The organism is Bordetella genomosp. 13 (assembly GCF_002119665.1).
Classification (GTDB): Bacteria; Pseudomonadota; Gammaproteobacteria; order Burkholderiales; family Burkholderiaceae_B; genus Bordetella.
Map to the genome: position 1 here is coordinate 31,762 of NZ_CP021111.1, position 26,872 is coordinate 58,633.

At 68.5% G+C, this 26,872-nt stretch carries 25 protein-coding genes; 15 read left to right on the forward strand and 10 right to left on the reverse strand.

All coding sequences use genetic code 11. The annotated features are described in order from the left end of the window. Positions 1–5 precede the first annotated feature (5 nt). Positions 6–905: a LysR family transcriptional regulator gene (locus CAL15_RS00140; RefSeq protein WP_198299115.1), complete on the reverse strand. Its 900-nt coding sequence runs from the start codon at positions 903–905 to the stop codon at positions 6–8. 154 nt (positions 906–1,059) lie between these two features. Between CAL15_RS00140 and CAL15_RS00145 the strand changes: the two genes are divergently transcribed. From CAL15_RS00145 to CAL15_RS00155, 3 genes are read left to right on the forward strand one after another with little or no spacing between them, the layout of a single operon-like run. After that, positions 1,060–2,040, forward strand: a complete 981-nt coding sequence (locus tag CAL15_RS00145; RefSeq protein ID WP_086076763.1) for a Bug family tripartite tricarboxylate transporter substrate binding protein — start codon at positions 1,060–1,062, stop codon at positions 2,038–2,040. A gap of 40 nt (positions 2,041–2,080) precedes the next feature. Beyond that, the gene (locus CAL15_RS00150; RefSeq protein WP_086076764.1) at positions 2,081–4,135 is read left to right on the forward strand and encodes a hydantoinase/oxoprolinase family protein; all 2,055 of its coding nucleotides are present in this window, start codon (positions 2,081–2,083) and stop codon (positions 4,133–4,135) included. Next, the gene (locus CAL15_RS00155) at positions 4,128–5,822 is read left to right on the forward strand and encodes a hydantoinase B/oxoprolinase family protein (RefSeq protein ID WP_086076765.1); all 1,695 of its coding nucleotides are present in this window, start codon (positions 4,128–4,130) and stop codon (positions 5,820–5,822) included. The genes CAL15_RS00150 and CAL15_RS00155 overlap by 8 nt, the downstream gene beginning before the upstream one ends. A 57-nt stretch (positions 5,823–5,879) precedes the next feature. On the opposite strand, the gene CAL15_RS00160 is transcribed toward CAL15_RS00155, so the two are convergent. Beyond that, the gene (locus CAL15_RS00160) at positions 5,880–6,698 is read right to left on the reverse strand and encodes a GntR family transcriptional regulator (protein ID WP_232468078.1); all 819 of its coding nucleotides are present in this window, start codon (positions 6,696–6,698) and stop codon (positions 5,880–5,882) included. Positions 6,699–6,830: 132 nt separating this feature from the next. Between CAL15_RS00160 and CAL15_RS00165 the strand changes: the two genes are divergently transcribed. The 11 genes from CAL15_RS00165 (at position 6,831) to CAL15_RS00215 (ending at position 17,844) form a co-directional block, all read left to right on the forward strand. After that, positions 6,831–7,862: an ABC transporter substrate-binding protein gene (locus CAL15_RS00165; protein ID WP_086076766.1), complete on the forward strand. Its 1,032-nt coding sequence runs from the start codon at positions 6,831–6,833 to the stop codon at positions 7,860–7,862. A 23-nt stretch (positions 7,863–7,885) separates the two neighbouring features. Continuing rightward, positions 7,886–8,935 (forward strand): ABC transporter ATP-binding protein, encoded by a 1,050-nt coding sequence (locus tag CAL15_RS00170; RefSeq protein ID WP_086076767.1) that lies wholly within the window; start codon positions 7,886–7,888, stop codon positions 8,933–8,935. Next, the gene (locus tag CAL15_RS00175; RefSeq protein WP_086076768.1) at positions 8,932–9,798 is read left to right on the forward strand and encodes an ABC transporter permease; all 867 of its coding nucleotides are present in this window, start codon (positions 8,932–8,934) and stop codon (positions 9,796–9,798) included. The genes CAL15_RS00170 and CAL15_RS00175 overlap by 4 nt, the downstream gene beginning before the upstream one ends. A gap of 59 nt (positions 9,799–9,857) precedes the next feature. After that, entirely contained in the window at positions 9,858–10,655 is a 798-nt protein-coding gene (locus CAL15_RS00180; protein WP_198299212.1) for an ABC transporter permease, read from the forward strand. Continuing rightward, positions 10,655–11,818 carry an NAD(P)/FAD-dependent oxidoreductase gene (locus CAL15_RS00185; RefSeq protein ID WP_086076770.1) on the forward strand — a complete coding sequence of 388 codons (1,164 nt, stop codon included), beginning with the start codon at positions 10,655–10,657 and terminating at the stop codon, positions 11,816–11,818. Before CAL15_RS00180 ends, CAL15_RS00185 begins: the two co-directional genes overlap by 1 nt. Beyond that, positions 11,802–12,110 carry a (2Fe-2S)-binding protein gene (locus CAL15_RS00190; protein WP_086076771.1) on the forward strand — a complete coding sequence of 103 codons (309 nt, stop codon included), beginning with the start codon at positions 11,802–11,804 and terminating at the stop codon, positions 12,108–12,110. The genes CAL15_RS00185 and CAL15_RS00190 overlap by 17 nt, the downstream gene beginning before the upstream one ends. After that, positions 12,107–13,546 carry an FAD/NAD(P)-dependent oxidoreductase gene (locus CAL15_RS00195; RefSeq protein ID WP_086076772.1) on the forward strand — a complete coding sequence of 480 codons (1,440 nt, stop codon included), beginning with the start codon at positions 12,107–12,109 and terminating at the stop codon, positions 13,544–13,546. The genes CAL15_RS00190 and CAL15_RS00195 overlap by 4 nt, the downstream gene beginning before the upstream one ends. Position 13,547: 1 nt before the next feature. After that, positions 13,548–14,690, forward strand: a complete 1,143-nt coding sequence (locus CAL15_RS00200; protein ID WP_086076773.1) for an NAD(P)/FAD-dependent oxidoreductase — start codon at positions 13,548–13,550, stop codon at positions 14,688–14,690. A gap of 31 nt (positions 14,691–14,721) precedes the next feature. After that, complete coding sequence (locus CAL15_RS00205; protein WP_086076774.1) at positions 14,722–15,081, forward strand: RidA family protein; 360 nt, start codon at positions 14,722–14,724, stop codon at positions 15,079–15,081. Positions 15,082–15,259: 178 nt separating this feature from the next. Next, the gene (locus tag CAL15_RS00210; protein ID WP_086076775.1) at positions 15,260–16,267 is read left to right on the forward strand and encodes a Bug family tripartite tricarboxylate transporter substrate binding protein; all 1,008 of its coding nucleotides are present in this window, start codon (positions 15,260–15,262) and stop codon (positions 16,265–16,267) included. A 29-nt stretch (positions 16,268–16,296) separates the two neighbouring features. Next, a complete protein-coding gene (locus tag CAL15_RS00215; RefSeq protein ID WP_086076776.1) occupies positions 16,297–17,844 on the forward strand; it encodes a UxaA family hydrolase in 1,548 nt (515 codons plus the stop codon). A 40-nt stretch (positions 17,845–17,884) separates the two neighbouring features. On the opposite strand, the gene CAL15_RS00220 is transcribed toward CAL15_RS00215, so the two are convergent. The 3 genes from CAL15_RS00220 to CAL15_RS00230 form a co-directional block, all read right to left on the reverse strand. Continuing rightward, positions 17,885–18,214, reverse strand: coding sequence for a helix-turn-helix domain-containing protein (locus CAL15_RS00220; RefSeq protein WP_086076777.1), 330 nt, complete (start codon positions 18,212–18,214; stop codon positions 17,885–17,887). Continuing rightward, on the reverse strand, positions 18,198–18,578 hold the full coding sequence (locus CAL15_RS00225) for a type II toxin-antitoxin system RelE/ParE family toxin (RefSeq protein ID WP_086076778.1): 381 nt from the start codon (positions 18,576–18,578) through the stop codon (positions 18,198–18,200). The genes CAL15_RS00220 and CAL15_RS00225 overlap by 17 nt, the downstream gene beginning before the upstream one ends. Positions 18,579–18,791: 213 nt before the next feature. Continuing rightward, a complete protein-coding gene (locus CAL15_RS00230) occupies positions 18,792–19,724 on the reverse strand; it encodes a dihydrodipicolinate synthase family protein (protein ID WP_086076779.1) in 933 nt (310 codons plus the stop codon). A gap of 160 nt (positions 19,725–19,884) precedes the next feature. On the opposite strand from CAL15_RS00230, the gene CAL15_RS00235 reads away from it, so the two are divergent. Next, on the forward strand, positions 19,885–20,778 hold the full coding sequence (locus CAL15_RS00235; RefSeq protein WP_086076780.1) for a LysR family transcriptional regulator: 894 nt from the start codon (positions 19,885–19,887) through the stop codon (positions 20,776–20,778). Between the two features lie 100 nt (positions 20,779–20,878). Here CAL15_RS00235 and CAL15_RS00240 read toward each other — a convergent pair whose 3' ends face one another. The 5 genes from CAL15_RS00240 to CAL15_RS00260 are packed head-to-tail and all read right to left on the reverse strand — an operon-like array spanning position 20,879 to position 26,782. Continuing rightward, entirely contained in the window at positions 20,879–22,162 is a 1,284-nt protein-coding gene (locus CAL15_RS00240; RefSeq protein ID WP_086076781.1) for an amidohydrolase family protein, read from the reverse strand. A 16-nt stretch (positions 22,163–22,178) separates the two neighbouring features. Next, entirely contained in the window at positions 22,179–23,129 is a 951-nt protein-coding gene (locus CAL15_RS00245; RefSeq protein ID WP_086076782.1) for an ABC transporter permease, read from the reverse strand. A gap of 10 nt (positions 23,130–23,139) precedes the next feature. Next, the gene (locus CAL15_RS00250; RefSeq protein WP_086080847.1) at positions 23,140–24,210 is read right to left on the reverse strand and encodes an ABC transporter permease; all 1,071 of its coding nucleotides are present in this window, start codon (positions 24,208–24,210) and stop codon (positions 23,140–23,142) included. After that, positions 24,210–25,757 carry an ABC transporter ATP-binding protein gene (locus tag CAL15_RS00255; protein WP_086076783.1) on the reverse strand — a complete coding sequence of 516 codons (1,548 nt, stop codon included), beginning with the start codon at positions 25,755–25,757 and terminating at the stop codon, positions 24,210–24,212. The genes CAL15_RS00250 and CAL15_RS00255 overlap by 1 nt, the downstream gene beginning before the upstream one ends. Next, on the reverse strand, positions 25,754–26,782 hold the full coding sequence (locus tag CAL15_RS00260; RefSeq protein WP_086076784.1) for a BMP family protein: 1,029 nt from the start codon (positions 26,780–26,782) through the stop codon (positions 25,754–25,756). Before CAL15_RS00260 ends, CAL15_RS00255 begins: the two co-directional genes overlap by 4 nt. Between the last annotated feature and the right edge of the window lie 90 nt (positions 26,783–26,872).

A 26,872-nucleotide genomic window follows, 5' to 3' on the forward strand; every position in this document is an offset into this window, starting at 1 on the left:
GGTAGCTACACCGACACCCGGTCGGCGATGTACTGCCGCAGCCAGGCATGCCCGGCGTCGTCCTGATACCTCTCGTGCCAGTACAGCGACACGGCGATGTTCGGCAGGCCGAGCGGGACCTTCAGCGTCACGGTCTTCGTGGCGGCGGCCATGGTCTTGGCGATGCTGACCGGCATGGTCGCGATCAGGTCCGAGGCCGCGATCACGAAAGGGCAGACCAGGTAGCTGGATAGCGTGGCCACGATGTGGCGGCGCCGGTTCTGGCCCTGCAGCACGCGGTCCACCGCGGTGCTGAAGAAACGGGTGTGCGCGGCCAGGTCCAGGTGGCCGTAGCTGAGGTAGGCATCCAGGTTCCAGCGCTTGCGCAGGCATGGGTGTCCTTCGCGCACTACGCACACGGCGGGCTCGTCGTACAGGAAGCGTGCGCGCAGGTCGGGCGATGGCTCCGGAAAGTAGCCCGCGATCAGTTCCACATGGTTGGTATCCAGCATGCTGAGCCCATGCTGCGGACGGGCCGGCACGATGCGCAGCTGGAAGTGCGGCGCGTCGCGCGCCAGGTCGGGCAGCACGCGCGGCAGCAGGGTGAACTGCACGTAATCGGTGGCATACAGCGACAGCGCGCGCGCGGAGTGCGCGGGGTCGAACTCGTCCAGCACGCGCGTGGCGCGGCGCCATTCCTCGATCAGGGGGCGAAAGCGCCGGTGCAGTTCGTTGGCGTGCTCGGTGGGCTGCCAGCCCGCGCCCTCGCGCACCAGCAGCGGATCGTTGAACAGCCGGCGCAGGCGGTTCATGGCCGCGCTCATGGCGGGCTGGCTGACGCCCAGCTGCTCGGCCGCGCGGGTCAGGCTGCGGCACGTCATCAGCGCGTCGAAATGCAGCAGCAGGTTCAGGTCCGGTTGTTTCATCGCCCATCCCCATAAATGCAGTTGATGCCACTATAAACAAGAAACGCTGCTGTCTCGGCTTGCACAAGCCTAGTATGAACCCGTTGTTGCAGTGAACACATGCCGGCGCGTACGACCGGCGACCGAGAAGTTCTAACGACACAAGGGGTAGTACATGACAACAGCACGTCTCGTCGCGGCGCGCGTGGCGGCCGCAGCTTTCGCGCTGGCCGCCGCCGCGCCTTCAATGGCCGCATGGCCGCAGGACAAGGTAGTACGCATCGTCGTCCCGTTCGCGGCGGGAGGGTCCACGGACCTGATCGCGCGCAAGGTGGCCGAAGGTCTGGGCAAGCAGCTCAACGCGAACGTCATCGTCGAGAACCGGCCAGGCGCCGGCGGCACGGTGGGCACGGAATACGTGGCTCGCCAGCCGGCGGATGGGTACACCATTCTGATGGGTTCGGTCAGCACGCACGGCAGTGCCGCATGCGTGTATTCGAAGCTGCCCTATGACCCCATCAAGGACTTCACGCCTTTGTCGGTGGTGGCCACCATTCCCAATGTGCTGGTGGTGAACAAGTCGGTGCCCGCCGACAACCTGCAGCAGTTCGTGGCGCTGCTGAAGAAGGAGCCCGAGAAGTACTCGTTCGCCTCCAACGGCCAGGGCACCTCGAACCACCTGGCCGCCGAACTGTTCAAGACCACGGCGGGCGTGTCGATGGTGCACGTGCCCTATCGCGGTTCGGGTCCCGCGCTGATCGACCTGGTGGGCGGGCAGGTCAACATGATGATGGACGTCGTGATGACCTCGTATCCGTACGTCAAGGACGGCAAGATCAAGGCGCTGGCCGTCACGTCCAGCCAACGATCCGCCATGCTGCCTGACGTGCCCACGGTGGCCGAATCCGGCTATCCGGGCTACGAGGCCATGGTGTGGTTCGGCATGCTGGCGCCGGCCAACCTGCCCGAGAACGTGCGCAAGCCGCTGACCGATGCGCTGGTCCAGGTGCTGCACGGTCCCGAGATGAAGCCCTACCTCGAGCAGCAGGGCGCCGAGGTATCCAAGGTCGCGGGCCCGGCCTTCAGCGACATGATCAAGACCGAAGTGGCCAAGTGGTGCCAGGTGGTCAAGCAGGCCGGCATCAAGCTGGACTGAGCGCGGCGCCCGCCGCCCATAACCATAGGATGACGCAGGCATGTATCGCATAGGAATAGACGTCGGGGGGACCTTCACCGACTTCACGATGATCGACGAGGGCAGCGGGCAGGTGCACTTCCACAAGGTGCCTTCCACTCCGCACGATCCTTCGGAAGCCATCCAGGTCGGCATCGCCGGGATGCTGGCCGATCACAAGGTGTCGCCCGACCAGGTGTCGCACGTGGGCCACGGCACCACGGTGGCGACCAACCTGATCATCGAGCGCAAGGGGGCGCGCGTGGGACTGTTGACCACGCGCGGTTTTCGCGACGTGCTCGAGATCGGCCGCCAGACGCGGCCCCACCTGTACGACTACAGCGTGGGCAAGCCGCCGGTGGCGGTGCCGCGGCAGTTCCGCATCGAGATCGACGAGCGGGTCGATGCGGCCGGCCAGGTGCTGCGTCCGCTGGACGAGGCGCAGGTGAGGGCCGCCGCCCGCGTCTTCGCCGAGGGCGGCATCGAGGCGGTGACGATCTGCTTCCTGCATGCCTACCGCAATCCCGAACACGAGCGCCGCGCGGCCGAGATCGTGGCCGAGGAACTGCCCGACGTGTACGTCAGCCTGTCCAGTGAGGTGCTGCCGGAGTTCCGCGAGTACGAACGCCTGTCGACCACGGTGCTGAACGCCGCGGTGGGACCGCGCATGGAGCGTTACCTGGAGCGATTCCTGGCGCGCACCCGCGAGCTGGACATCGTGCACGAACCGCACACCATCCACTCCAACGGCGGGCTGATGTCCATCGCCACGGTGCGCCGTTATCCGGTGCGCACCTGCCTGTCGGGCCCCGCGGCCGGCGTGGTCGGGGCCGCCGCGGTGGGCCGGGTGATCGGCAGTCCCAATCTCGTCACGTTCGACGTCGGCGGCACCAGCACCGACGTGTCGCTGGTGGTGGATGGGCAGCCGCTGTTCACCTCGCATCGCCATGTGGCCGGCTATCCGGTGAAGACGCCCATGGTCGACATCCACGTCATCGGCGCGGGCGGAGGCAGCATCGCCTGGATGGACGATGCGGGCGCGTTGAAAGTCGGCCCGCACAGCGCCGGCGCGGTGCCGGGACCGGTGGGCTATGGCCGGGGCGGCACCGAGCCGACCATCACCGACGCCGAGATTGCGTTGCAGCGCCTGAACCCCATTTCGTTGCTGAAGGGCCGCATGGCGGTGCATGCGGGGGCGGCGCGCGACGTCATCAAGGAACGCGTGGCGCAGCCGCTGGGCCTGTCCATGGAGGAAGCGGCCGAAGGCATCCTGCGCATCGCGGCGGCCAACATGAGCCGCGCCATCCGCGCCGTGTCCACCGAGCGCGGCTACGACCTCAGCGAGTTCGCGCTGTATGCGTACGGCGGGGCGGGGCCGCTGCATGCGGTCGAGGTGGCCGAGGAATGCGGCATCCCACGCGTCATCGTGCCGCAGGAGCCGGGCACGATGTGCGCGCGCGGCATCCTGCTCAGCGACATCTCGTTCGACTTCGTGCGCAGCGAGATCGCGCTGGCCACGGAGGCGAACTGGCCCCACGTCGAGTCGGTGTTCGCCCAGCTGCGCCAGCAGGCGCAGGCCTGGCTGGAGACCGAACGCGTGGCGCCCGCCATGCGCCAGGTGCGCATGGCCATCGACGCCCGCTACGAAGGCCAGAATTTCGAAGTGCAGGTGGCGATGGAAGACGCGGCGCAAGGCTGCGCCGAGTTCCTGCGCCGCTTCGGCGAGGCCCACGAACGCGAATACGGCTATACCGTGGACGACCGCGGCGTGCAGATCATCAACTGCCGCCTGCAGGCGGTGGGCCAGGTCATCAAGGCCCCGCTGGCGCCGCGCCACGTGGACGGCAGCCTGGAGCGCGCCCGCATGGGCGAGCGCCGCGCGTACTTCGGCGCCGCCGCGGGATGGCTGGACTCGCCGGTGTACGACCGCGACCTGCTGCCGGCCGGCACGCGCTTCGCTGGCCCGGCGCTGGTGGAAGAGATGAGTTCGACGACTGTGGTGGGCCCCGGCCACCATGCCAGCGTCGACGACTACGGCAATCTGATCATTGTGCTGCAAGGAGACCTGCATGACTGAGCATGCGGATACGCCCGTCCTGGCGGACCCGATCGGCATGGAGGTGTTCTGCAACCGCCTGCTGTCGATCACCGAGGACATGAACAACACGCTGGTGCGAGCCTCGTTCTCCACCAACATCAAGGAGCGCAAGGACTGCTCGGTGGCGCTGTTCGACGCCGCCGGCCGCCTTGTTGCCCAGGGCACGCAGATCCCGCTGCACCTGGGCTCGCTGGACGGCGCCATGCGCGCCATCCTGGCCACCTACCGGCCCGAGGCGATCCGCGACGGCGACGTCTTCATCTGCAACGATCCCTATCTGGCCGACGGCAGCCACCTGCCCGACATCAACATCGTGACGCCGGTGTTCTGGGACGGCACGCTGCGATTCTTCGCCGCGAACATCGCGCACCACTCCGACGTGGGCGGCGCCGTGCCGGGTTCGATCGCGGGCGGCCTGAAGTCGATCTTCGAGGAAGGCATCCGCATCCCGGCGTGCCGCATCGCGCGCGCCGGCGAGGTCGACGAAGACCTGCTGCGCCTGATCTGCTCGAACACGCGCGACCCCGAAGAGCGGCTGCTGGACCTGCGCGTGCAGATGGCCACCAACCGGCGCGGCGCGGCCGCGGTGCAGGGCCTGATCCGCCAGATGGGACTGGACGCGGTGCTGCGCTCGGTGGACGACGTCATCGCGTATACGCGGCGCCGCCTGCAGAACCGCATCGCGGAACTGAAGGAAGGCAGTTATTCGTTCCACAGCGACCTGGATGACGACGGCATGGGCGGCGACCCGGTGCCCATCCACGTGACGCTGACCGTGGCCGAGGGCAGGCTGCACTTCGATTTCGAGGGCACGGGCAAGCAGGCGCGCGGCGCCATGAACCTGCCCATCAACGCGCTGCGCGCCTGCGTGTACTACGCGGTGAAGGCGCTGCTCGATCCCGACCTGGCGCCGAACGCGGGCCTGTTCGACCCGATCTCGGTGTCCGCGCCGCTGGGCACCATCACCAATCCCGAGGCGCCCGCCGCCGTGGGCGCGCGCTCGATCACGGCGCAGAAGGTGGCAGGCACGATCTTCGGCGCGTTCCGCGGCCTGCTGCCGCCCGAACGCATCATGGCCTCGGGCAACGACTGCTGCCCGGCCATCGTGTTCTCGGGCCGCTGGCCCGGCCGCGCGGGCCACTTCGTCTACCTGGAAACACTGGGCGGCGGCGCGGGCGCGCGCTATGACGCGGACGGCATGGACGGCGTGCACGTGCACATGACCAACACCTCGAACCTGCCGGTGGAGGCGCTGGAGAACGAGTACCCGTTGTTGATGGACGAGTACGCGTTGATCCAGGATTCCGGCGGCCCGGGCCGCACGCGCGGCGGCCTGGCCATCGCCAAGCAGATCCGCGCGGTGGGGCCGGGCGTGGTGTTCTCGGCGCGTTCGGACAGCCACACCGTGGGCGTGGCGGCCGGCGTGGCGGGCGGCGGCGATGGCCGGCGCGCCCGCCTGGTGCGCAACTTCGGCACGCCGCAGCAAGAGGAGCTGTTCTCGAAGACCGCCAACATTCCGCTGGCGCCCGGCGAGAGCGTGCGCATCGAGACGCCCGGCGGCGGCGGCTACGGCAGCCCGGCCGAGCGGCCGCGGGCGCGCGTGGAGCGCGACCTGCTGGACGACAAGATCAGCGCGGCGCAAGCGCAAGCCGTGTACGGGCAGTAAGCGGCCGGGGCAGCGATTGCATGGGTGCGCGCTGAAGGAGTCATGGTGCAGCGGGAGTCATTCGGGCCAGTCCACCTTGAGCGACATCGAGTACTTCATCTTGGTGTGCGGAAAGGTGGTGACGGTGACCAGCATGGGCGTGCTGTGTTCGCCGAAGTAGCGCCGCGTGATGACCAGCCCCGCAGTCTTGGGGGCGACCTTGAGCAGTTCGGCCATCTCCTTGCCGATGGGGGTGGCCGAGAACTCCTGCGCCACTTCGCTGATGCGCTGGCTGTAGCGCGTTTCGATCAGGCCGGACAGGGGCAGGTGCACGCGGCCGATGTCGGCCTGGATGGCGGCGTAGTCCGGATGCACGTAGGCCTCGGAGAACGCCACCGGCGCCGACTTCGCGCCCAAGAGCTTGATGGCGCGCACGTACAGCCATTCGTTGCGCAGGGCGCAGCCCAGCAGTTCGGCCTGCCGGGCGTTGACCTTGATCATGCGGACGTCGTGCACGCGCAGCGAGGCATTCTTGATGTACTGGAACAGGTCGGAGAGCTGCGAGATGCGCTGGGTGTAGCGCGTGGCGGACTTGGCGGCCTCGACGCGGGTGCCCACGCCGGGCCGGCGCGACACCATGCCGGCCTCGGTGAGCAGGCGGATGGCCTCGCGCACGGTGTGCCGGCTGGCGTCGTACTGGACGCACAGTTCGTGCTCGGTGGGCAGCAGCGTCATCACCGGATAGCGGCCGGCGCGGATGCCGCGGGCCAGGTCCTGGTAGATGGCCTTGTAACGCGGAGCGCGGCCGTCGTCGGCCAGCGCGTCGGTGCCGGCGCTGAGCATCGCGTCCGCGTCCTCGGCGGAAGCGGCGCTCTCGGGCGACACGGATCGGATCATGGGCGTTCCTGCGGTATCGGTGGGGAAGTAAGGGACATCACTATGTTGACGACTTTACCGTGATGGTTCGATCATTTGTCCGGACATTCATGTCCGGACAAATTGTACGTCCAATAACGATCGGGGGTTCACATGGGTAAAGTAGTTGCAGTGCTTGCCGCCGCCACGCTGGCGGCGGCGTACTCGGCGGCGGCGGGCGCCCAGCAGAAGCTGGTGGTGGCCGGCTACGGTGGCTCGTTCGAGGACATCATGCGGCAGGAGATCTTCCCTGCCTTCGGCAAGCAGCACGGCGTCGAGCTCGACTACGTCGCGGGCAACTCCACCAACACGGTGGCGCGCCTGCAGGCCCAGAAGAGCAACCAGCAGGTCGACGTGGCCATCATCGACGACGGCCCGATGTACCAGGCCATCGCGCTGGGCTTCTGCGGCCCCATCCAGGGACTGCCCAAGGACGACCTGTACGGCACCGCGCTGTACAAGGACGACAAGGCCGTGGCCATCGGCATCGTGGCCACGGGCATCATGTACAACAAGAAGGTCTTCGAAGAGAAGAAGTGGGCGCCGCCCAAGTCGTGGGCCGACCTGAAGGACCCCAAGTACAAGCAGCAGCTGGTCATCCCGCCGCTGAACAACACGTACGGCCTGCACGCGCTGGTGCAGTACGCGCGCGAAGGCGGCGGCGGCGAGAAGAAGATCGACCCTGGCTTCAAGACCTTCAAGGACCAGGTCGGCCCCAACGTGCTGGTGTACGAGCCCTCGCCCGGCAAGATGACCGAGCTGTTCTCCAGCGGCCAGGCGTCCATCGCCGTGTGGGGCAGCGGCCGCGTCAAGGCCTTTGCCGACACGGGGTTCCCGGTGGGCTTCGTGTATCCCAGCGAGGGCGCCTACGCGCTGCTGTCCTCGGTGTGTCCGGTCGCCAAGTCCAAGCCGCACCCGCTGGCGCAGGCCTTCGTCAACTACCTGGTGTCGCCCGAGGTGCAGACCAAGCTGGCCAACAGCTACGGCTACGGCCCGGTGAACAAGAAGGCGCAGGCCAAGGACGATCCCAACGTGCCCATGCCCATCGGGGAGCGCGCGGCCAAGCTCATCGTCATCGACTGGGACACCGTCAACCAGAATCGCGACGACTGGAACAAGCGCTGGACGCGCGAGATCGAGCGTTGAGCGCGGGTAGCGGCGGAGCGGACATGAGTTATCTGGTACTGAACGGCCTGACCAAGCGCTACGGCGACATGGTCGCGGTGGACGGCGTGAGCCTGTCCGTCAATCGCGGCGAATTCGTGTCGCTGCTGGGCCCGTCGGGCTGCGGCAAGACCACCACGCTGCAGATGATCGCGGGCTTCGTCGAACCCTCCGCGGGCAGCATCGTGCTCGATGGCCGCGACCTGGGCCGCACGCCGGCCAACAAGCGCGGCCTGGGCATGGTGTTCCAGAACTATGCGCTGTTTCCGCACATGACGGCCGCCGAAAACGTGGCCTTCGGCCTGGAGATGCGCGGCGTGTCGCGCGCCGAGCGCACGAAGCGCGTGGGCGAGACGCTCGAGCTGGTGGGCCTGTCGCACCTGGCCGACCGTCATCCGGCGCGCATGTCGGGCGGGCAGCAGCAGCGCGTGGCGCTGGCGCGCGCGCTGGTGATCAAGCCGGCCGTGCTGCTGCTGGACGAGCCGCTGTCGAACCTGGACGCCAAGCTGCGCGAGGAAATGCAGCTCGAACTGCGCAGTATCCAGCGCACCGTGGGCACCACCACCATTCTGGTTACGCACGACCAGTCCGAGGCGCTGGCGCTGTCGGACCGCATCGTCGTGATGAACCAGGGTCGCGCCGAACAGGTGGCCGATCCGTTCTCGGCCTATGAGGCGCCGGTCAGCCGCTTCGTGGGCGGCTTCCTCGGCAAGGCCAACCTGTTCACGCCGCTGGCGGTACAGCACGAAGGCGAGCCGCGTGCGGGCATCGGCGAGGCGCGCATCGCGCTGGAAGGCGAGCCCATGCCGTCGGGCGCCGTCATCGTGCGTCCCGAGAAGATATCGTTCGGCGAGGCCTCGGCCTGCGCCCTGCCCGGGCGCCTGAAGGCGCGCGTGTTCCAGGGCAACCATTGGCTGTGCCAGGTCGAGACCTCGGTGGGCGACGTGCTGGTGATCCGCCAGAACGACGGCGTGCCGGTGCCGCAGGAGGGCAGTCCGGTGCACCTGCGCTGGCGCGCGCAGGACATGCGGCCGGTGGGCGAGGCGGCGCGATGAACCAGCGCGCCAATCCGTGGGTGCTCAGCACTCCCGCCATGGTCGTGTACGGCACGTTCCTGGCGGTGCCGCTGGCGCTGGTGTTCCTGGTCAGTTTCTTCAATTTCGAGTTCTACGGCGGCATGCAGCAGGCCTTCTCGTGGGACAACTACGCCGAGATCCTCACCGACGGCTATTACTACGAAATCTATGCGCGCACCTTCGGCGTGGCGGCGGCCGTCACGCTGGCCTGCCTGGTGCTGGGCACCGCCGAGGCGTATGTGCTGTCGCGCATGGCCAATCCGTGGAAGGGGCTGTTCCTGATGGTGGTGCTGGGCCCGCTGCTGATCTCGGTGGTGGTGCGCACGCTGGGCTGGGCGCTGCTGTTCGGCTCCACGGGGCTCGTCAGCAAGGCGCTGCTGGCGCTGGGGCTGATCTCGTCGCCGGTCAGCCTGATGTACAGCAACGTCGGCGTGGCCGTCGCGCTGACGCACGTGCTGGTGCCCTTCATGGTGATCGCGGTGTGGGCCTCGCTGCAGCGTATCAATCCGTCCACCGAGGCGGCCGCGCTGTCGCTGGGCGCCAGCCATTTCACGATGATCCGCCGGGTGATCGTTCCGCAGGTCATGCCGGGCATCCTGTCGGGCTCCATCATGGTGTTCGCCATGGCGGCCAGCGCGTTCGCCACGCCGGCCATCATCGGCGGACGGCGCCTGAAGACGGTGGCCACGGCCGCCTACGACGAATTCCTGAACACGCTCAACTGGCCGCTGGGCGCCGCCCTGGCCATGCTGCTGCTGGTGGCCACCGTGGTGGTGCTGCTGGCCGCCAACCGCATGGTCGAGCGCCGCTATGGCGCGGTCTTCAACCAGGGGACGACATGAGCCTGCCGAGCCGCCTCAAGGGTGCATTCCGCAGCGCGAAGCACGAAGGCGCGTCGACCATTTCGCGCAACGGCCCGCTGGCGCTGCTGTTCCATACGGTATTCATCGCCTTCATCCTGGCGCCCATCGTCATGGTGTGCGCGGTGGCCTTCACTTCGGAAGGCTTTATCTCGCTGCCCACCGGCGGGCTGTCGCTGCGCTGGTTCCGCGCCATCGCCGACAACCCGCGCTTCGTCGATGCGTTCTGGTTCAGCATGGGCCTGGGCGCGCTGTCGGCCACGCTGGCCATCCTGCTTGCCGTGCCGGCCGCGCTGGCCGTGGCGCGCTACCGCTTCCGCGGCCGCGAGGCATTGCTGGCCTTCTTCATGTCGCCGCTGATGATCCCGCACGTGGTGCTGGGCCTCGCGTTCCTCAAGTTCTTCACCAGCGTGGGCCTGGTGGGAACCTACTTCGGCCTGGTGGTGGCGCACACCATCATCATCATGCCGTATGCGCTACGCCTGGTGCTGGCGTCGGCCACCGGCATAGATCCCGCGCTGGAGCGTGCCGCGCTGTCGCTGGGGGCATCGAACTGGACGGCTTTCCGGCGCGTGGTGCTGCCGCTGGTGCTGCCCGGCGTGATCAGCGGGTGGGTCATTGCCTTCATCACCAGCTTCGACGAGCTGACGATGTCCATCTTCATCGCCTCGCCGTCGACCACCACGCTGCCGGTGCGCATCTTCTTGCACATCGAGGACACCATCGATCCGCTGGTCACCGCGGTGTCCGCGGTGCTGATCTACGCGACGGCGATCGCCATTTTCATCCTGGATCGCCTGATCGGTCTGGAAAAGCTGTTTGTCGGAAAAGGACGTTGATGAATCAACAGACGGTTCCCCCGCCGCCCGGGGGTGCGAAGCCGCAGGGCGGCGTCTACGACGCCGTGGTGATAGGCGGCGGATTGGTGGGCTCGGCCGTGGCCTACGGCCTGCGGCGCACGCTTGCCCGCGTGGCGGTGCTGGACGAGGACGACGTGGCCTTTCGCGCCTCGCGCGGCAACTTCGGGCTGGTCTGGGTGCAGAGCAAGGGCATGGGCATGCCGCGCTATGGCGCATGGACCATGTCGTCCGCCGGGCTGTGGCCGCAACTGGCGGCCGAGCTGCTGGACAAGACCGGCGTCGACGTGCGCCTGGAGCAGCGCGGCGGCCTGCACGCGCTGCTGTCCGACGAGGAAGTGGAAGCGCGCGTGAAGTTCATGACCACGCTGCAGGCGCAGCCGGACATGCCGCAGTATCCGTGGAAACTGCTCGACCGCCACGAGCTGGCCGACATGGTGCCCGGCATCGGTCCGGAGGTGCGCGGCGCCACGTGGACGCCGGTGGACGGCATCGCCAATCCCCTGAAGCTCCTGCGCGCCCTGCACACGGCCATGTCGCGCGAGGGCGTCGACTACCTGCCGCGCCGCCGCGCCACGGCCATCCGCCGCGATGACGGCGTGTTCCACATCGATACGCCGCAGGGCGCCGTGCGCGCGGGGCGGCTGGTGCTGGCGAGCGGCTTGGGCAATCCCCACCTGGGCCGCCAGGTCGGCCTGGACCTGCCGATACGGCCGCAGCGCGGCCAGATCATCGTGCTGGAACGCACGCGCCGGGTGCTGCATACGCCCTTCAGCACGCTGCGCCAGATGGACGAGGGCTCGTGGCTGATCGGCGACTCGCAGGAAGAGGCCGGCTATGCCGACGAGATCGCCGGGCTGCCCGTGCTGGGCACGCTGGCCGACCGCGCGGTGCGCACGCTGCCCGCGCTGCGCGACGTGCGCGTGGTGCGGTCGTGGGCCGCGCTGCGCGTGATGTCGCGCGACGGGTTTCCCATCTACCAGGAGTCCGAGACCTGTCCGGGCGCCTTTGTGGCGACTTGCCATAGCGGCGTCACGCTGGCCGCGGCCCATGCGCTCAAACTCGCTCCCATGATCGCCGCCGGCGCGCTGGCCGACGACATGGCGCCGTTTTCCACCCGGAGGTTTCATGTTCAAGAGGCTTGAGGCGGCCGCCGTTCAGGCCGGACGCGCGCCGGTGCGCATCACCGTCGATGGCGCCGAGCTGCGCTGCCGCGAGGGCGACAGCGTGGCGGCGGCCCTGTTCGCGGGCGGACATGCCGCGTGCCGCGACACCGCCGTCAGTGAAGTGCCGCGCGGCCCTTACTGCATGATGGGCGTCTGCTACGACTGCCTGGTCACCATAGACGGCCAGCCCAACCGGCAGGCATGCATGACGCCGGTGTGCGAGGGCATGCGCGTGGAGCGCCAGCGCGGCGCGCGCGAGGTGCTGGCATGACGCCCGTTCGTTGCGAACTGCTGGTGATCGGCGCCGGACCGGCGGGCCTGGCGGCCGCCGCCACCGCGGCCCGGCTCGGCGTGGACACCTTGCTGCTGGACGAGCAGCCGGCGCCTGGCGGGCAGATCTACCGCGCCATCACGAGCACGCCGGTGGCCGACCGGCGCATCCTGGGCGAAGACTATTGGCATGGCGCCAGCCTGATCGAACCGTTCCGCGCCAGCGGCGCGAGGTACCAGCCCGGCGCCACGGTGTGGGCCATTTCGCGCATGACGGCCGAGCAGCCCGACCAGGGCTTCGAGATCGCCTATTCGGTCGGCGGCGAGGCGCACATGGCGGTGGCGCGCCACATCCTGCTGGCCACCGGTGCGCAAGAGCGGCCCTTTCCCATTCCCGGGTGGACGCTGCCCGGGGTCATCACCGCGGGCGCGGCGCAGATCCTGCTGAAGTCGGCGGGCCTGGTGCCCACCGGTCCCACGGTGCTGGCGGGCTGCGGTCCGCTGCTGTACCTGGTGGCGTGGCAGTACCTGAACGCGGGCGCGAAGATCGACGTGCTGCTCGAGACCACGCCGGCGGGCCGCATGACGCAGGCGCTGCCGCACGTGTGGGACTTCCTGCGTTCGCCGTACCTGGGCAAGGGACTGAAGCTGATGCGCGCGGTGAAGGCTGCCGTGCCCATTGTGAAGAACGTGCAGGACCTGCAGGCGTTGGGCCGGGACAAGCTGGAATCGGTGCGTTACCGCGCCAGCGGCAGGCAGCACGAGGCGCCGGCCGAGCAGTTGTTGCTGCACCAGGGCGTGGTGCCTAACGTGAACCTGTCGCGCGCCGTCGGCGCCGAGCACGAATGGAACGACGCGCTGGACTGCTGGCAGCCGCGAGTGGACGAATGGGGCGCCACCTCGGTGGCGGGCATCGGTATCGCGGGCGATGGCGCCGGCATCGCCGGCGCGCTGGCCGCCGAACACCGCGGCCGGCTGGCGGCCTTGCAGGCCGCGGCGACGCTGGGCCGCATCGACGCCGCGATACGCGACCGCGAGGCCGGGCCGCATCGCCAGGCGCTGTCGCGCGCCGTGCGCGGACGTGCCTTCTTCGACACGCTGTACAAGGCGCCCGAAGCCTATCGCCGTCCCACGGGCGACACCATCGTGTGCCGCTGCGAAGAGGTCACGGCCCAGCAGGTGCGCGAGACGGTGGCGCTGGGCTGTTCGGGGCCGAACCAGATGAAGGCCTTCCTACGCTGCGGCATGGGGCCCTGCCAGGGCCGCTTCTGCGGGCTCACCGTCAGCGAACTGATCGCCGACGAGCGCAAGGTGCCGGTCAGCGAGGTGGGCTATTACCGCCTGCGTTTTCCGACCAAGCCCCTTACGCTGGGCGAGCTGGCGTCGCTGCCGCAGACCGACGCCTCGCGCGAGGCGGTGGTGCGCCTGAAGAAATGACATGGACGGCGGACACAGCGCGCAGGTCATCATCGTGGGCGGCGGGCTGCATGGCAGCTCGGCCGCGCTGCACCTGGCGCGCGCCGGCATCCAGGCGCTGGTCATCGAAAAGAACTACGTCGGCCGCCACGCCTCGGGCGTGAACGCGGGCGGCGTGCGCACGCTGTCGCGCCACCTGGCCGAGGTGCCGCTGGCGCTGGCCTCGCGCGAGATCTGGTACGACATCGGCAGCCTGGTCGACGACGACTGCGGCTTCGAGCAGCACGGCCAGGTGCGCGTGGCCGAGAATGACGCGGACGTGGCGACGCTGCGCGCACGGCTGCAGGCCATGCAGTCGCATGGCTACACGCACGAGGAATGGATAGACGCCGACGAACTGCGCGCCATGATGCCGCGCATCGTGCCCACGGTGCGCGGCGGCCTGATCGCGCGCGGCGATGCGGCCGCCGATCCTTATCGCACGACCTTGGCGTTCCGCCGCAAGGCGGCCAGCCTGGGCGCGCGCTTCATGGAAGGCGTGCGCGTGCACGAGACGCGGCGCGAAGGCGCGCAATGGATCGTGTCGACCAGCGCGGGCCGGTACACCGCGCCCACGCTGATCAACTGCGCCGGCGCGTGGGCCGACCGCCTGGCGGCGCAGTGGGACGAGCCGGTGCCGCTGCAGCCCATCAGCCCGATGATGCTGGTCACGCTGCGCATGCCGCACTTTCTTGACGCGGTGGTGCTGGGCACGGGGCGCCCGCTGTCTTTCAAGCAGCGCGCCAACGGCACCGTGCTGATCGGCGGCGGCCGGCGCGCCTGGGTGGACCGCGACGAAGAATGGACCGAGCTGGACTTCCGATCGCTGGGCGAAGGCGCGCGCACGGTGTGCGCCCTGTTTCCGCACATGGCCGACGCCATCGTCAACCGGGGCTGGGCCGGCATCGAGGCCGCCATGCCCGACGAGATTCCCGTCATCGGCCCCAGCCTGCGCCGCGAGAACGCCTTCCACGCCTTCGGCTTCTCTGCGCATGGCTTCGAGCTGGGGCCCGTCGTGGGGCGGTTGCTGGCCGAACTGGTCACCACGGGCCAGGCCAGCCTGCCCATCGAAGCTTTCAGCATCGGTCGCTTCGCGCGCACCGGGCTTGCATCCGGTCCGCAGTGATCGCAACCACTCTCTCAAGGAGCAGTACCGAATGGACGACATCGTTCGTATCGATTCCAATGCCAAACTCAGCCGCATCGTCATCCACGGCGATACGGTCTACATCGCCGGCGTGACGTCGCGCAGCCCGGGCGGCATCACCGAGCAGACGCGCGACGTGCTGGCCAAGATCGACGGTTTCCTGGCGCAGGCCGGCACCGACAAGTCGCGCATGCTGCAGGTGCAGATCTGGCTTGCGGACATCGACCGCGACTTCAACGGCATGAACGCGGTGTGGGCAGAGTGGGCTCCCGCCGACGCCATGCCCACGCGTGCCACGTGCGAAGCCAAGCTGGCCGCGCCGGAACTGCTGGTGGAGATCATCGTCACGGCGGCGCGCAAGCCGGCGTAATGCGCTTTGCCCGCTGCACCTGCACGGGCCCGCATCATCCGGAACATAAAAAACTTATGTTCTGAACCTATCGAAGCATGCTTGAACCGCTGCATCCGGATGTCCAGAATGTTCCTGGCCATCCGGGCGGCGCGCACGTCGTCCGGCCAGGCACATACCTACAAAACCGGAGACTGCCATGTTCACCTTGCCGTTGCGGCCCCTGCTGGGCCGGTCCGCCCTTGCCTGCTGTACGTTCGCGCTGACGCTGGGCCTGTCTGCCCAGGCCGGCGCCGACGAAGCCTTTCCCGACCGGCCGCTGCGCCTGGTGGTGGGCTTCGCCCCCGGCGGCGGCGCCGACGTGGTGGCGCGCCTGATCGGCGCTCGCGCTTCCCAGGCCCTGGGCCAACAGGTGGTCGTGGAGAACCGGCCCGGCGCCACCGGCACCATCGCGGCCGACAACGTGGCGCGTTCCAAGCCGGACGGCTATTCGCTGTTCCTCGGGTCGCAATCCACCATGCTGGTGGCGCCCTCGCTGTATCCGCAGCTGCCTTTCAGCCCACTCAAGGATTTCAAGCCGGTATCGATGATGGTGTCGATGCCGCTGGTGCTGGTGGTCAATCCCAAGCTGGTGCAGGCAAAGACCGTGGCCGAGCTGGACGAGCAGATCCGCAAGGCCGGCAGCGGCGCCACCACTTATGCGTCCTCGGGCCAGGGCGGGCCGCAGCACATCGCGGGTGAACTGTATTCGCACCGCCTGAAGGTGGCCGTGACGCACGTGCCGTACAAGGGCGAGGCGCCGGCCATCACCGACGTGCTCGGCGGTCAGGTGCCGTACATGTTCGCCAACCTGCCCGTGGCCATGCCATATGTGAAATCGGGGCAGCTGCGTGCATTGGCCGTGACCAGCCTGAAGCGCGATCCCAACGCGGGCGATCTGCCCACCATGGCCGAGTCCGGCCATGACGGCTTCGAGGTGCTGACGTGGTACGGCATCTTCGCGCCGGCCCAGACCCCGCAGCCCGTGGTAGACAAGCTGTACGGCGCGGTGCGCGCCTCGCTGGAAGATCCGGCCACGCGCGGCAAGCTGTCCGAGCAGGGTTTCACCATCGTGGGTACCGACCCGGCCCGGTTCTCGTCCTTCATCAACCAGGAAGTTCCACGCTGGGCGTCGACCATCCGCGACCTCGGCATCCGTCCCGAATGAACCGACCCGCCGCGCGCGGCATACCTGCCATGATCGATCATTCTTCCAAGCGGGCCAGCGGCCCGGTCATCCGCCTGCATCCCTCCGACAATATCGTGGTGGCGCGCATTCCCGTGGGCATCGGCACCGCCGTGCCGGACGAGGGCTTCGTCTCGCGCAGCCAGGTGCCCGCGGGCCACAAGATCGCCGCGCGCGACCTGCGCCAGGGCGAGCCCATCCTGAAATACAACGTCTGTATCGGCTTTGCCGCCGCGGACATTCCGGCCGGCACTTACGTGCACTCGCACAACACCGAGTTCCGCGAGTTCGACCGCGACTATGCTCATGGCCGCGATTACGTGGCCACCGAGGTGCTGGCCGAAGAAAGGCAGGCCACGTTCCAGGGCATCGTGCGCGCCAATGGCCAGGTGGGCACGCGCAACTTCGTGGGCATCCTGTCCACGGTGAACTGTTCGGCGACGGTGGTGCATCGCATCGCCGAGGCCTTCACGCCAGATGTGATGGCGCAGTATCCCAACGTGGACGGCGTGGTGGCGTTGAGCCACGGCCTGGGCTGCGGCATGGAGATGTCCGGCGAGCCGATGGACCTGCTGCGCCGGACCATCGGCGGCTATGCCTGTCACGCCAATTTCGCGGGTGTGCTGATCGTGGGGCTGGGTTGCGAGCGCAACCAGCTGGATGCGCTGCTGAAGGACCAGGGCCTGCAGGCCGGCGAACGCATCCGCACTTTCGTCATGCAGGAGACGGGAGGCACGCGCAAGACCATCGAGGCCGGCGTGGCCGCGGTGCGCGAGATGCTGCCCGCCGCGAACGACGTGCAGCGGCGCACGGTGTCGGCGCGGCACCTGAAGATCGGCCTGCAGTGCGGCGGATCGGATGGCTTCTCGTCCATCACGGCGAATCCGGCGCTGGGCGCGGCCATGGACATCCTGGTGCGGCATGGCGGCACGGCGATCCTGTCGGAGACCCCTGAAATCTACGGTGTGGAGCACACGTTGACCTCGCGCGCGCGCAGCCGCGAGGTGGGCGAGAAACTGGTGCAGCGCATCCGCTGGTGGAAAGATGAGTACTCGCCTGGACGCGACGTGCAGATCAACGGCAAAGTCAGTCCGGGCAACCAGATGGGCGGGCTGGCGAACATCTTCGAGAAGTCGCTGGGCTCGTCGATGAAAGGCGGCACCACGGGGCTGATGGAGGTATATCGCTACGCGGAGCCGGTGCGCCAGGCGGGGTTCGTGTTCATGGATACGCCCGGCTTCGATCCGGTATCGGCCACGGGCCAGATCGCGGGTGGGGCCAATATCATCTGCTTCACAACGGGCCGCGGGTCGATGTTCGGCGCCAAGCCCGTGCCGTCGATCAAGCTGGCCACGAACACGCCGATGTACGAGAGATTGACGGAGGACATGGACGTGAACTGCGGACAGGTGCTGGACGGAACACGCACCATGGCCGAGATGGGCCAGCTGATATTCGAGGAGATCCTGCGCGTGGCCTCAGGCGGGCGAACCCGCAGCGAAGAGCTGGGGCTGGGAGACCATGAGTTCGTGCCTTGGAATATCGGGGTGACCAGCTGAAGCACGGGCGCGTTCCTGCGCGTGCCGCTGCGGTGCGTGCTCAGGAAAGCGCCTCGATTCCCTTGCGCCGGATGACGTTCAGCAAGGCCAGGGCCGGACCCTTGGCCTGGGTCGCGCCGCGCTCGAGCTGCGAAACATAGCCCGTCGTCATGTTGAGATAGCGCGCCAGCGCTGCCTGGCTCAGGCGCGCCTTTTCCCGTACTTCTCGCACCTGTTCGGCAGTAATCGGTTCAGCGGTGGGCAATACGGTGGATCCGAGATGGCGGGCGGTGATTTTCTCGTGTGTCACCGTGTCCATGATCCCCAGCCGGCGCTGCGCGTCGGCCATTTCGACGAGTTCGTCGCCTAGGCGGCTACGTTTGGTGGTCATGTTCGATCTCCTGTAAATCGCCATCGACGAGCGCTTGCCGAATGATCGCAGCCGACGCCGCAAGCCAGTTCGCTCCGATGGTCCGCAGTGCCTGAAGTTCGTCGCTGCTGACGTTGTCGCGGTCGTTCTTGGCAAATCCGTACAGGAACACAGCGCGGTCGGCCTGACGGTAAGCCAAGATCATCCGAAAACCGCCTGACCGTCCTTGGCCTGGTCGGGCCACGCGCTGTTTGATGAGGCCGCCGCCCAGGTCTGCGTCGATGGAGCCTCGTGTGACTCTCTCGATGGCCGTTCTCAGGCTGGCGTCGGGGACTCCCTCGCGGCGGGTGAATCGCGTTACGCCTTTAGTCGTGAATATTTTCACGATGCCATTCTATGACACGCAAAACTATAGCACAGAAACATATAAATGGCCCCTGTCTTGATTCAACGCAGCGCGTATTTCAACGCAGTCTCAGGGAGTCAGGCGCGTGGTCGGAGACAAGAATGGCACGGTTGTGGACAGCGGTATCGCAAAGAAAAAATCCCGGTCCGGCGTGCTCGCCGGACCGGGATTTCCAAGGACTCTGCAGCAGAGTCAGCCTGCCAGCGATTTCGCATCCGGCATGTTGAAGCCAACCTTCTCCAGTTCGGCGCACAAGGCGTCGGCCTGCGCCTTGTCCAGTTCGACCAGCGGCGCACGCACGTGGCGCCATTCGGCATCGCCCGACTGCCACGCGATGGCGGCCTTCATGGCGGGGATCATGGGATAGCGCTGGAAGACGCCGCGCGTGGCGTCCAGCGCCGCCTGGCGTTGATCCGCGTCGGCATCCTGCCAGTGCCTGAACAACTCGACGATGGGACCCGGATTGACGTTGCCCGTGGCGGTGATGCAGCCCGCGCCGCCGCCGCGCAGCGTACGCAGCAGGAACACTTCGCTGCCTGCGAACACCTGGAAGCCGCGCGGTGCGTGGCGTTCGAGCATGGCGGAGGTGTTGTTCCAGTCGCCGGAGCTGTCCTTCACGCCGGCCACGATGCCGGGGTAGCGGTCGAGCAGGCGGTCGATCAGGTCGAGGCTGATGGGCACCTGGGCCACAGGCGGGATGTGGTACAGGTAGATGCGCAGACGTTCGTCGGCCACGCCTTCGATCAGGCCGGCGAAGTAGCGGAACAGGCCTTCGTCGCTGACGCCCTTGTAGTAGAACGGCGGCAGCACCAGCACGCCGGCGCAGCCGGCCTGCACGGCGCTGCGCGTCAGGGTGATGGCATCGGGCAGCGCGCATGCGCCAGTGCCGGGCATGAGCGCCGAAGGTTCGACGCCGGCCGCCAGCAGGGCCTCGAGCAGTTGCTGCTTCTCGGCCACCGTCAGCGAGTTCGCCTCGGAGTTGGTGCCGAACACGGCCAGTCCCACGTCCTGGTTGCGCAGCCAGCGGCAATGCTTGACGAAGCGTTCGGCGCTGGGGCGGCCCGCGGCGTCGAACGGGGTGAGTACGGGCGAGAATACGCCGGAAAGTCCTGTGGTCTGTGTCATTGCAAGTCTCCTGGGCAACGGCAAGCGGCGCCTGCGCGGCGGTGCAGACATCGATTCTGGCACCATGCGGGTATGCGCGAAAAGCCGCTTGTGCAGCTTTCAGAACATAGAATTATTGGGGTCTGTTGCGCGCTGCACGAGGCTCGAAGGAGACGAGCCGGTGGAGACGCAATTTCTGCAGAGTTTCGTGTCGGTGGTCGAGGCCGGGTCGCTGGCCGAGGCGGCGCGCCGCCTGGACCTGACGCCGGCGGCCATTGCGGCGCGCGTGCGGGCGCTCGAGCAAGACCTGGGCACGCCGCTGGTGCGCCGCGCCGGCCGCCACGTGAAGCCCACCGAGGCAGGACTGCGCATGCTGGAACGCGCCCGCCTGGTGCTGCGCGATGTGCGCGACCTGCGCGCCAGCGCACGCGACGATGCCCCGCTGGGCGAGTTGCGCGTGGGTGTGTCGGTATCGGCGCTGACCGGCGTGATGCCGCCGGTGCTGACGCAGCTGTATCGGCGCTATCCCAAGCTGGCGGTGTATGTCGAACCCGGCACGTCAAGCCACCTTTATCACCGCATGATGGGCGGGCACGTCGACGTCGCGTTCATCGTGCAGCCCCAGTTCGCGCTGCCCAAGGGCTATGCGTGGCGTACGGTCGCCGAAGAGCCGCTGGTGGTGCTGGCGCCGCACGGCTCCGCCTCGCGGGACGCGCATGCGCTGATGGCCGAGCAACCCTTCATACGTTACGACCGCGCGGCCTGGGGCGGGCGACTGGCCGACCGCTACCTGCGCCAGCACGGCATCCGGCCGCGCGAGCGCCTGGAAATCGACGGGTTGATGGCAATCGCCAGCATGGTGCGCGAAGGGCTGGGCGTGTCGCTGGTGCCGGACTGGGCGCCGGAGTGGCTGGACAGCATAGGCATCGTGCGCGTGCCGCTGCTGGGGCCGGCGCCGCTGCGGCGCATGGGAATCGTATGGGCAACGCAGACGCCGCATGCCGCGCTGGCCGAAGCCTTCGTTGCGGCCACGGAGGCGGCGATGGCGATGGCCCGCCCGCCTGGTATGCCTTGACCTGCGTATAGCCCGACGACCAAGGGAGAAGGAGCCCGCCGCTCGCCCGACACGGAGTCGAATCGGACGTTCTAGAGGATCACCGTTCGGGCAGGCCGCTTCAACGTCGCGCCAGCCTGAAATCCACCTGTTCCGGCCGCCCTTCGAGATGCAGCGTGGCCGTGGCCGGCGGCGTCTCGGCCACCAGCTTGCCGCCCCGCCATACCTTCAGCCGGGTCGCGCCCAGCCGGATCGCCTCGACGGGATCCGAGGCTTGCAGCAGCACCATGTCGGCGCGCTTGCCCACCGCGATGCCGGTGTCGTCCAGTCCGAGGATGGCGGCCGGCGTGGTGGTGACGGCCTCGAAACAGGCGCGCATGCCGTCGCGGCTGGTCATCTGCGCCACGTGCAGGCCCATGTGCGCGACTTCCAGCATGTCGCCCGATCCCATGCTGTACCAGGGGTCCATCACGCAGTCGTGGCCGAAGGCCACCGGCACGCCGGCGGCCAGCAGTTCGGGCACGCGCGTCATGCCGCGCCGTTTGGGATAGGTGTCGTGACGACCCTGCAGCGTGATGTTGATCAGCGGGTTGGCGATGGCCGCCACGCCGGCCTCGCGGATCAGCGGGATCAGCTTGGAGACGTAGTAGTTGTCCATCGAATGCATGGACGTCAGGTGCGAGCCGGTGATGCGGCCCTGCAGGCCCAGGCGCTGCGCCTGGCAGGCCAGCGACTCGATGTGGCGCGACAGCGGGTCGTCGGTTTCGTCGCAATGCATGTCCACCCGCAGGCCGCGTTCCGCGGCCAGTTCGCACAGGATGCGCACCGACTCGGCGCCATCAGCCATGGTGCGCTCGAAATGCGGGATGCCGCCCACCACGTCCACGCCCATGTCCAGCGCGCGCTTCAGGTTGTCCAGCGCGCCGGGCGAGCGCAGCACGCCGTCCTGCGGAAAGGCGACCAGCTGCAGGTCGAGGTAGGGACGCACGCGCTCGCGCACGTGCAGCAGCGCCTCGACGGCCAGGAGGCGCGGGTCGCACACGTCGACATGGGTGCGGATGGCCAGGAGGCCGCGCGCCACGGCCCAGTCGCAATAGGCCAGCGCGCGTTCGACCAGGGCATCCTGCGTCAGCTGCGGCTTCAGCTCGCCCCACAGCGAGATGCCCTCGAGCAGCGTGCCGGACTGGTTCACGCGCGGCAGGCCGTACGACAGCGTGGAATCCATGTGGAAGTGCGCATCGACGAAGGGCGCGGACAGCAGCTGGCCGGCGGCGTCGACGGTCTGGCCGGCATCGGCGGGCAGCGAGGGCTCGATGGCGGCGATGCGGCCGGCGGACACGCCGACGTCGACGAGGCCGCGCCCGTCGGGCAGCATGCAGCGGGTGATGAGCAGGTCGAAAGTCATGGGTACGGAATCGGGATCAGCGTTCGCCCTTGCGGTAGGGCTTCATCAGCGCCTGCGGATACGCGGCGCGGCGCGCCATCACCACCAGGGCCAGGATGGAAAGAATATACGGCAGCATCAGGTAGACCTGGTACGGCAGCTCGGGCAGGCCGGGCAGCGAGGTCGCGCCCTGCTGCAGCCGCAGCTGCAGCGCATCGAAGAAGGCGAACACCAGCGCGCCCAACAGGGCCTTGCCGGGCCGCCAGGACGCGAACACGACCAGCGCCACGCAGACCCAGCCGCGGCCGTTCACCATGTTGAAGAAGAAGGCGTTGAAGGCCGCCAGCGTGAGGAAGCTGCCGGCCAGGCCCATCAGCGCAGAGCCCGCCACCACCGCGCCGGTGCGCAGCCGCGCCACGGACAGGCCCTGGCCTTCGGCCGCGGCGGGGTTCTCGCCCACCATGCGCACCGCCAGGCCGAGCGGCGTGCGGTTCAGCACCCAGGCCACCAGCGGCACGGCGGCCAGCGCCAGCAGCGTCAACGGCGTCTGGCCCGCCAGGGCGGGCCCGATAATGGGGATGTCGGCCAGGAACTTCATCTCGCCGAACGGCTGAATGGTGGGCGGCGTATTGACGCTGGGAAACGTGACGCGATAGGCGAAGTAGCTGAGGCTGGTCGCCAGCATGGTGACGCCCAGGCCCGAGACGTGCTGCGACAGGCCCAGGCCCACGGTAAGCGCCGCGTGCAGCAGGCCGAACACGGCGCCCGCCGCCGCGGCCGCCAACAGGCCGACGTACAGCGGGGCGCCCAGGTACACCACCAGCCATCCGCTGAACGCGCCGGCCACCATGATGCCTTCGATGCCCAGGTTCAGCACGCCGGCGCGCTCGCATAGCAGCACGCCCAGCGTGCCCAGGATCAGCGGCGTGGCCAGCCGCAGCACGGCCACCCAGAGCGGGGCCGAGCCCAGCAGTTCTATCCATTCCATCGTGGCGGCCTCAGGGATTGCGGCGCAGGCGGTACTGCGCGAACAGCGTCGCCACCAGCATGGCCAGCAGCGCGACGGCGACGATGACGTCGGCGATGTAGTTGGGCACGGCCACCGCGCGGCTCATGCTGTCGGCGCCGACCAGCATGCCGGCCACGAACACACTGGCCGCCACCACGCCCAGCGGATGCAGGCCCGCCAGCATGGCGACCACCACGCCGCTGTAGCCGTAGCCGGGCGACATGTCCAGCGTGACATAGCTGGTGCGGCCGGCCACTTCGATGGCGCCGGCCAGGCCAGCCAGCGCGCCGGACAGCATGGCCGTGCACAGCATCACGCGCTGCACCGGCAGGCCAAGAAAGCGCGCGGCATGCGCGTTGGCGCCCACCGAGCGCATCTGGAACCCGAACACGGTGTAGCGGTTGACCAGCCACAGGGCCACCGCCAGGCCCACGCCCCACAGCAGGCCCGTGTGGGCGCGCGTGCGTTCGATCAGCTTGTCCAGCTCCAGGCCGCTGTCCAGCGCCACCGATTGCGGCCAACCCATGGCCATGGGATCTTTCATGGGACCGTCCAGCATCATCGACACGAACAGCAGCACGATGAAGTTGCCCAGCAGCGTGGTGACCACCTCGTCCACGCCCAGGCGAGCCTTCAGCAGCGCGGGTATCAGCAGCAGCAGCGCGCCGGCCAGCGCGGCCGTCGCCATCATTCCGCCGAACAGCAAGGGCGTGGGCACGTCGAAGGCGGCGCCGCCATGCATGCCGCCCACGGCCACCGCGGCCAAGGCGCCCATGTACAGCTGCCCCTCGGCGCCGATGTTGTACAGGCGCGCCCGGAAGGCCACGGCGCAGGCCAGGCCGGTCAGCATCAGCGGAGTGGCGCGCGTCAACGTCTCGGAAAGCGCGAAGCGCGAGCCGAAGGCGCCTTCGAACAGCAGGGCATAGGTGCGGCCGACGGGCGCGCCGGCCCAGGCCACCAGCAGCATGCCCACCAGCAGGGTGCACGCCACGGCGGCCAGCGGCGCCGTGGCCAGCGCCAGCCGGCTCGGATCGGCGCGGCGTTCCAGGGTGTACTTCATCATTGCAGGGTGTCTTCCTTCGGGGGCGTGCCGGTCATGGCCAGGCCGACCGTGGCCGGCGTCCATTGCGCCGTGGGCCGCACGTCCACCAGCCTGCCGCCGCACAGCACGGCGATGCGGTCGGCCAGCGCGAATATCTCTTCCAGGTCTTCGGAGACCAGCAGGATGCCGGCCCCGCGTTCGCGGGCGGCCAGCAGCTGCTCGCGTACGTAGGCCACCGCGCCGATGTCCAGGCCCCAGGTGGGCTGGTCGGCCACGATGAGGCGCGGTTCGCGCAGCAGCGCGCGGCCCAGCACCAGCTTCTGCATGTTGCCGCCCGACAGGCTGCGGGTGCGCACGTCCAGCGAGGCGGCGCGCACGTCGAAACGGCTGGCCAGGCGCTTCGCATGTTCGCGGGCGGCACGTGCGCGCACCAGGCCCCAGCGCGCATAGCGCGGATCGTGCAGGTCCTCGACGATGGCGTTTTCCCACACGGGGTTGTCGCCGATCACGCCTTCATGGTGGCGGTCTTCGGGGATGCGGCCCACGCCGGCCACGGTCCAGCCCGCGGGCGTGGATGGCGCCAAGGCGCTTTCGGGTCCCAGCCGGATGGCGCCCTCGGAAGGCTCGCGCAGCCCCGTCAGCAGCGACACCAGCGCCTGCTGGCCGTTGCCCGCCACGCCTGCCACCGCCACGATCTCGTGCGCGTGCACGGTCAGGTCCAGCGGATGCAGCAGCGGCACGCCTCCGCGCCCGTCTCGTACACCCACCTGCGACAGACGCACCACCGGCGCGGCCTGCTGCGCGGCCGTGGCGGCCTGCGCGCGCGGCAGCACCACCTTGCGGCCCACCATGAGTTCGGCAAGCTCTGCCGCATTGGTGCCCGCGGTGGCGCGCTCCGCCACCAGCCTGCCCTGGCGAAGCACGGCCACGCGCTGCGACACGGCCATCACCTCGTCCAGCTTGTGCGAGATGAAGATCACCGCCAGGCCCTGCGCCACGAACTCGCGCAGCGTGGCGAACAGTGCCTGCGATTCCTGCGGCGTCAGCACCGCGGTGGGCTCGTCCAGGATCAGCACGCGCGCGCCGCGGTACAGCGCCTTCAGGATCTCGACGCGCTGTTTCTCGCCTACCGACAGCGTGCCCACGCGCGCGTCCGGAGCCACGGACAGGCCGAAGCGCTGGCCCAGCTCTGCCAGCCTGGCGCGCGCCTGGCGCCGGCGCGAGGCCGGCCGCCACAGCGATTCGGTGCCGACCATCACGTTGTCCAGCACCGTCATGTTGTCGGCCAGCGTGAAGTGCTGGTGCACCATGCCGATGCCCGCGGCCAGCGCGGCGTCGGGGCGACCCGCCGGCAGCGACTGCCCGAACACCTCGATGCTGCCGGCGTCGGCCACATAGTGGCCGAACAGGATGGACACCAGCGTGGACTTGCCGGCGCCGTTCTCGCCCAGCAGGGCCAGCACCTCGCCCGGCGCCAGCGACAGCGACACGTCGTCGTTGGCGGTCAGGCTGCCGAAGCGCTTGGTGATGCCGGTCAGGCGCAGCGCGGCGGGCTGCTGCGTCATTTGGCGGTCGACTTGGGTTCGCTGTCGACGACCTTCACGACGAAGCTGCCGTCCAGGATGGCCTGCTGCCTGGCCTGCACCTTGGCCATGACCTCGGCGGGCACCTTGCCCTCGAACGTGCCCAGCGGCGCCAGCTCGGAGCCCTTGTGCTTCATCATCGAGTAGTGGCCGTAGTCTTCGGCCTTGAACGTGCCGGCCTTCACCTGCGACAGCGCCTGCGCGATGGTCGGCTCCATGTTCCACAGGGCCGATGCCACCACGGTGTCGGGATACTGCGACTGCGTGTTGACGACGTTGCCGATGGCGAGCTTGCCGCGCTCTTTCGCGGCATCCGATACGCCGAAGCGTTCGGCATACAGCACGTCCGCGCCCTTGTCGATCATGGCGAAGGCCGCTTCCTTGGCCTTGGGGGGATCGAACCACGAGCCGATGAAGCTGACGGTGAACTCGACCTGCGGATCGATTTCCTTGGCGCCGGACATGAAGGCCTGCATCAGGCGGTTGACCTCGGGGATGGGATAGCCGCCCACCAGGCCGATGCGATGCGTCTTGGTCATGCCGCCGGCGATCATGCCGGTGAGATAGGCGGGTTCCTGGATGTAGTTGTCGAACACCGAAAAGTTGGGCGCCTGCGGCTTGCCCGAGGAACCCATCAGGAAGGCGGTGGCGGGATAGTCCTTGGCGACCTTGCGCGCGGCGGACTCGACCGCGAAGGCCTCGCCCACGATGAACTTGTTGCCCTGCTCGGCGTACTGGCGCAGCACGCGCTCGTAGTCGGCGTTGCTGACGTTTTCGGAGAACGCATATTCGATCTCGCCGCGGTCGCGGGCGGCGTTCAGCGCCTTGTGGATGCGCGACACCCACTGCTGCTCCACCGGCACGGTGTAGACCGCGGCCACCTTGACCTTGGCCGGCGCCTGCGCGTGCGCGGCCGAGGCGGCCAGGACGACGCCGGCGGCCAGGCCCAGCTTGAGCAGGGCGCGGCGAGCGGATCCGGGCACGGAAGAGGAGAACCGGGTTGTCATGGAAGGAGGCTCCTAGGAATTCGATGGGATAGCGGGCCCAGTGCCCGTCCGCATGAAAAAGCAAGTTGTATGCCATCCGCGCTGTCCCGT

Coding starts and splice junctions, on each gene's coding strand:
- CAL15_RS00140 (WP_198299115.1), bottom strand. CDS start 905: ATGAAACAACCGGACCTGAACCTGCTGCTGCATTTCGACGCGCTGATG.
- CAL15_RS00145 (WP_086076763.1), top strand. CDS start 1,060: ATGACAACAGCACGTCTCGTCGCGGCGCGCGTGGCGGCCGCAGCTTTC.
- CAL15_RS00150 (WP_086076764.1), top strand. CDS start 2,081: ATGTATCGCATAGGAATAGACGTCGGGGGGACCTTCACCGACTTCACG.
- CAL15_RS00155 (WP_086076765.1), top strand. CDS start 4,128: ATGACTGAGCATGCGGATACGCCCGTCCTGGCGGACCCGATCGGCATG.
- CAL15_RS00160 (WP_232468078.1), bottom strand. CDS start 6,698: ATGATCCGATCCGTGTCGCCCGAGAGCGCCGCTTCCGCCGAGGACGCG.
- CAL15_RS00165 (WP_086076766.1), top strand. CDS start 6,831: ATGGGTAAAGTAGTTGCAGTGCTTGCCGCCGCCACGCTGGCGGCGGCG.
- CAL15_RS00170 (WP_086076767.1), top strand. CDS start 7,886: ATGAGTTATCTGGTACTGAACGGCCTGACCAAGCGCTACGGCGACATG.
- CAL15_RS00175 (WP_086076768.1), top strand. CDS start 8,932: ATGAACCAGCGCGCCAATCCGTGGGTGCTCAGCACTCCCGCCATGGTC.
- CAL15_RS00185 (WP_086076770.1), top strand. CDS start 10,655: ATGAATCAACAGACGGTTCCCCCGCCGCCCGGGGGTGCGAAGCCGCAG.
- CAL15_RS00190 (WP_086076771.1), top strand. CDS start 11,802: ATGTTCAAGAGGCTTGAGGCGGCCGCCGTTCAGGCCGGACGCGCGCCG.
- CAL15_RS00195 (WP_086076772.1), top strand. CDS start 12,107: ATGACGCCCGTTCGTTGCGAACTGCTGGTGATCGGCGCCGGACCGGCG.
- CAL15_RS00200 (WP_086076773.1), top strand. CDS start 13,548: ATGGACGGCGGACACAGCGCGCAGGTCATCATCGTGGGCGGCGGGCTG.
- CAL15_RS00205 (WP_086076774.1), top strand. CDS start 14,722: ATGGACGACATCGTTCGTATCGATTCCAATGCCAAACTCAGCCGCATC.
- CAL15_RS00210 (WP_086076775.1), top strand. CDS start 15,260: ATGTTCACCTTGCCGTTGCGGCCCCTGCTGGGCCGGTCCGCCCTTGCC.
- CAL15_RS00215 (WP_086076776.1), top strand. CDS start 16,297: ATGATCGATCATTCTTCCAAGCGGGCCAGCGGCCCGGTCATCCGCCTG.
- CAL15_RS00220 (WP_086076777.1), bottom strand. CDS start 18,214: ATGACCACCAAACGTAGCCGCCTAGGCGACGAACTCGTCGAAATGGCC.
- CAL15_RS00230 (WP_086076779.1), bottom strand. CDS start 19,724: ATGACACAGACCACAGGACTTTCCGGCGTATTCTCGCCCGTACTCACC.
- CAL15_RS00240 (WP_086076781.1), bottom strand. CDS start 22,162: ATGACTTTCGACCTGCTCATCACCCGCTGCATGCTGCCCGACGGGCGC.
- CAL15_RS00245 (WP_086076782.1), bottom strand. CDS start 23,129: ATGGAATGGATAGAACTGCTGGGCTCGGCCCCGCTCTGGGTGGCCGTG.
- CAL15_RS00250 (WP_086080847.1), bottom strand. CDS start 24,210: ATGAAGTACACCCTGGAACGCCGCGCCGATCCGAGCCGGCTGGCGCTG.
- CAL15_RS00255 (WP_086076783.1), bottom strand. CDS start 25,757: ATGACGCAGCAGCCCGCCGCGCTGCGCCTGACCGGCATCACCAAGCGC.
- CAL15_RS00260 (WP_086076784.1), bottom strand. CDS start 26,782: ATGACAACCCGGTTCTCCTCTTCCGTGCCCGGATCCGCTCGCCGCGCC.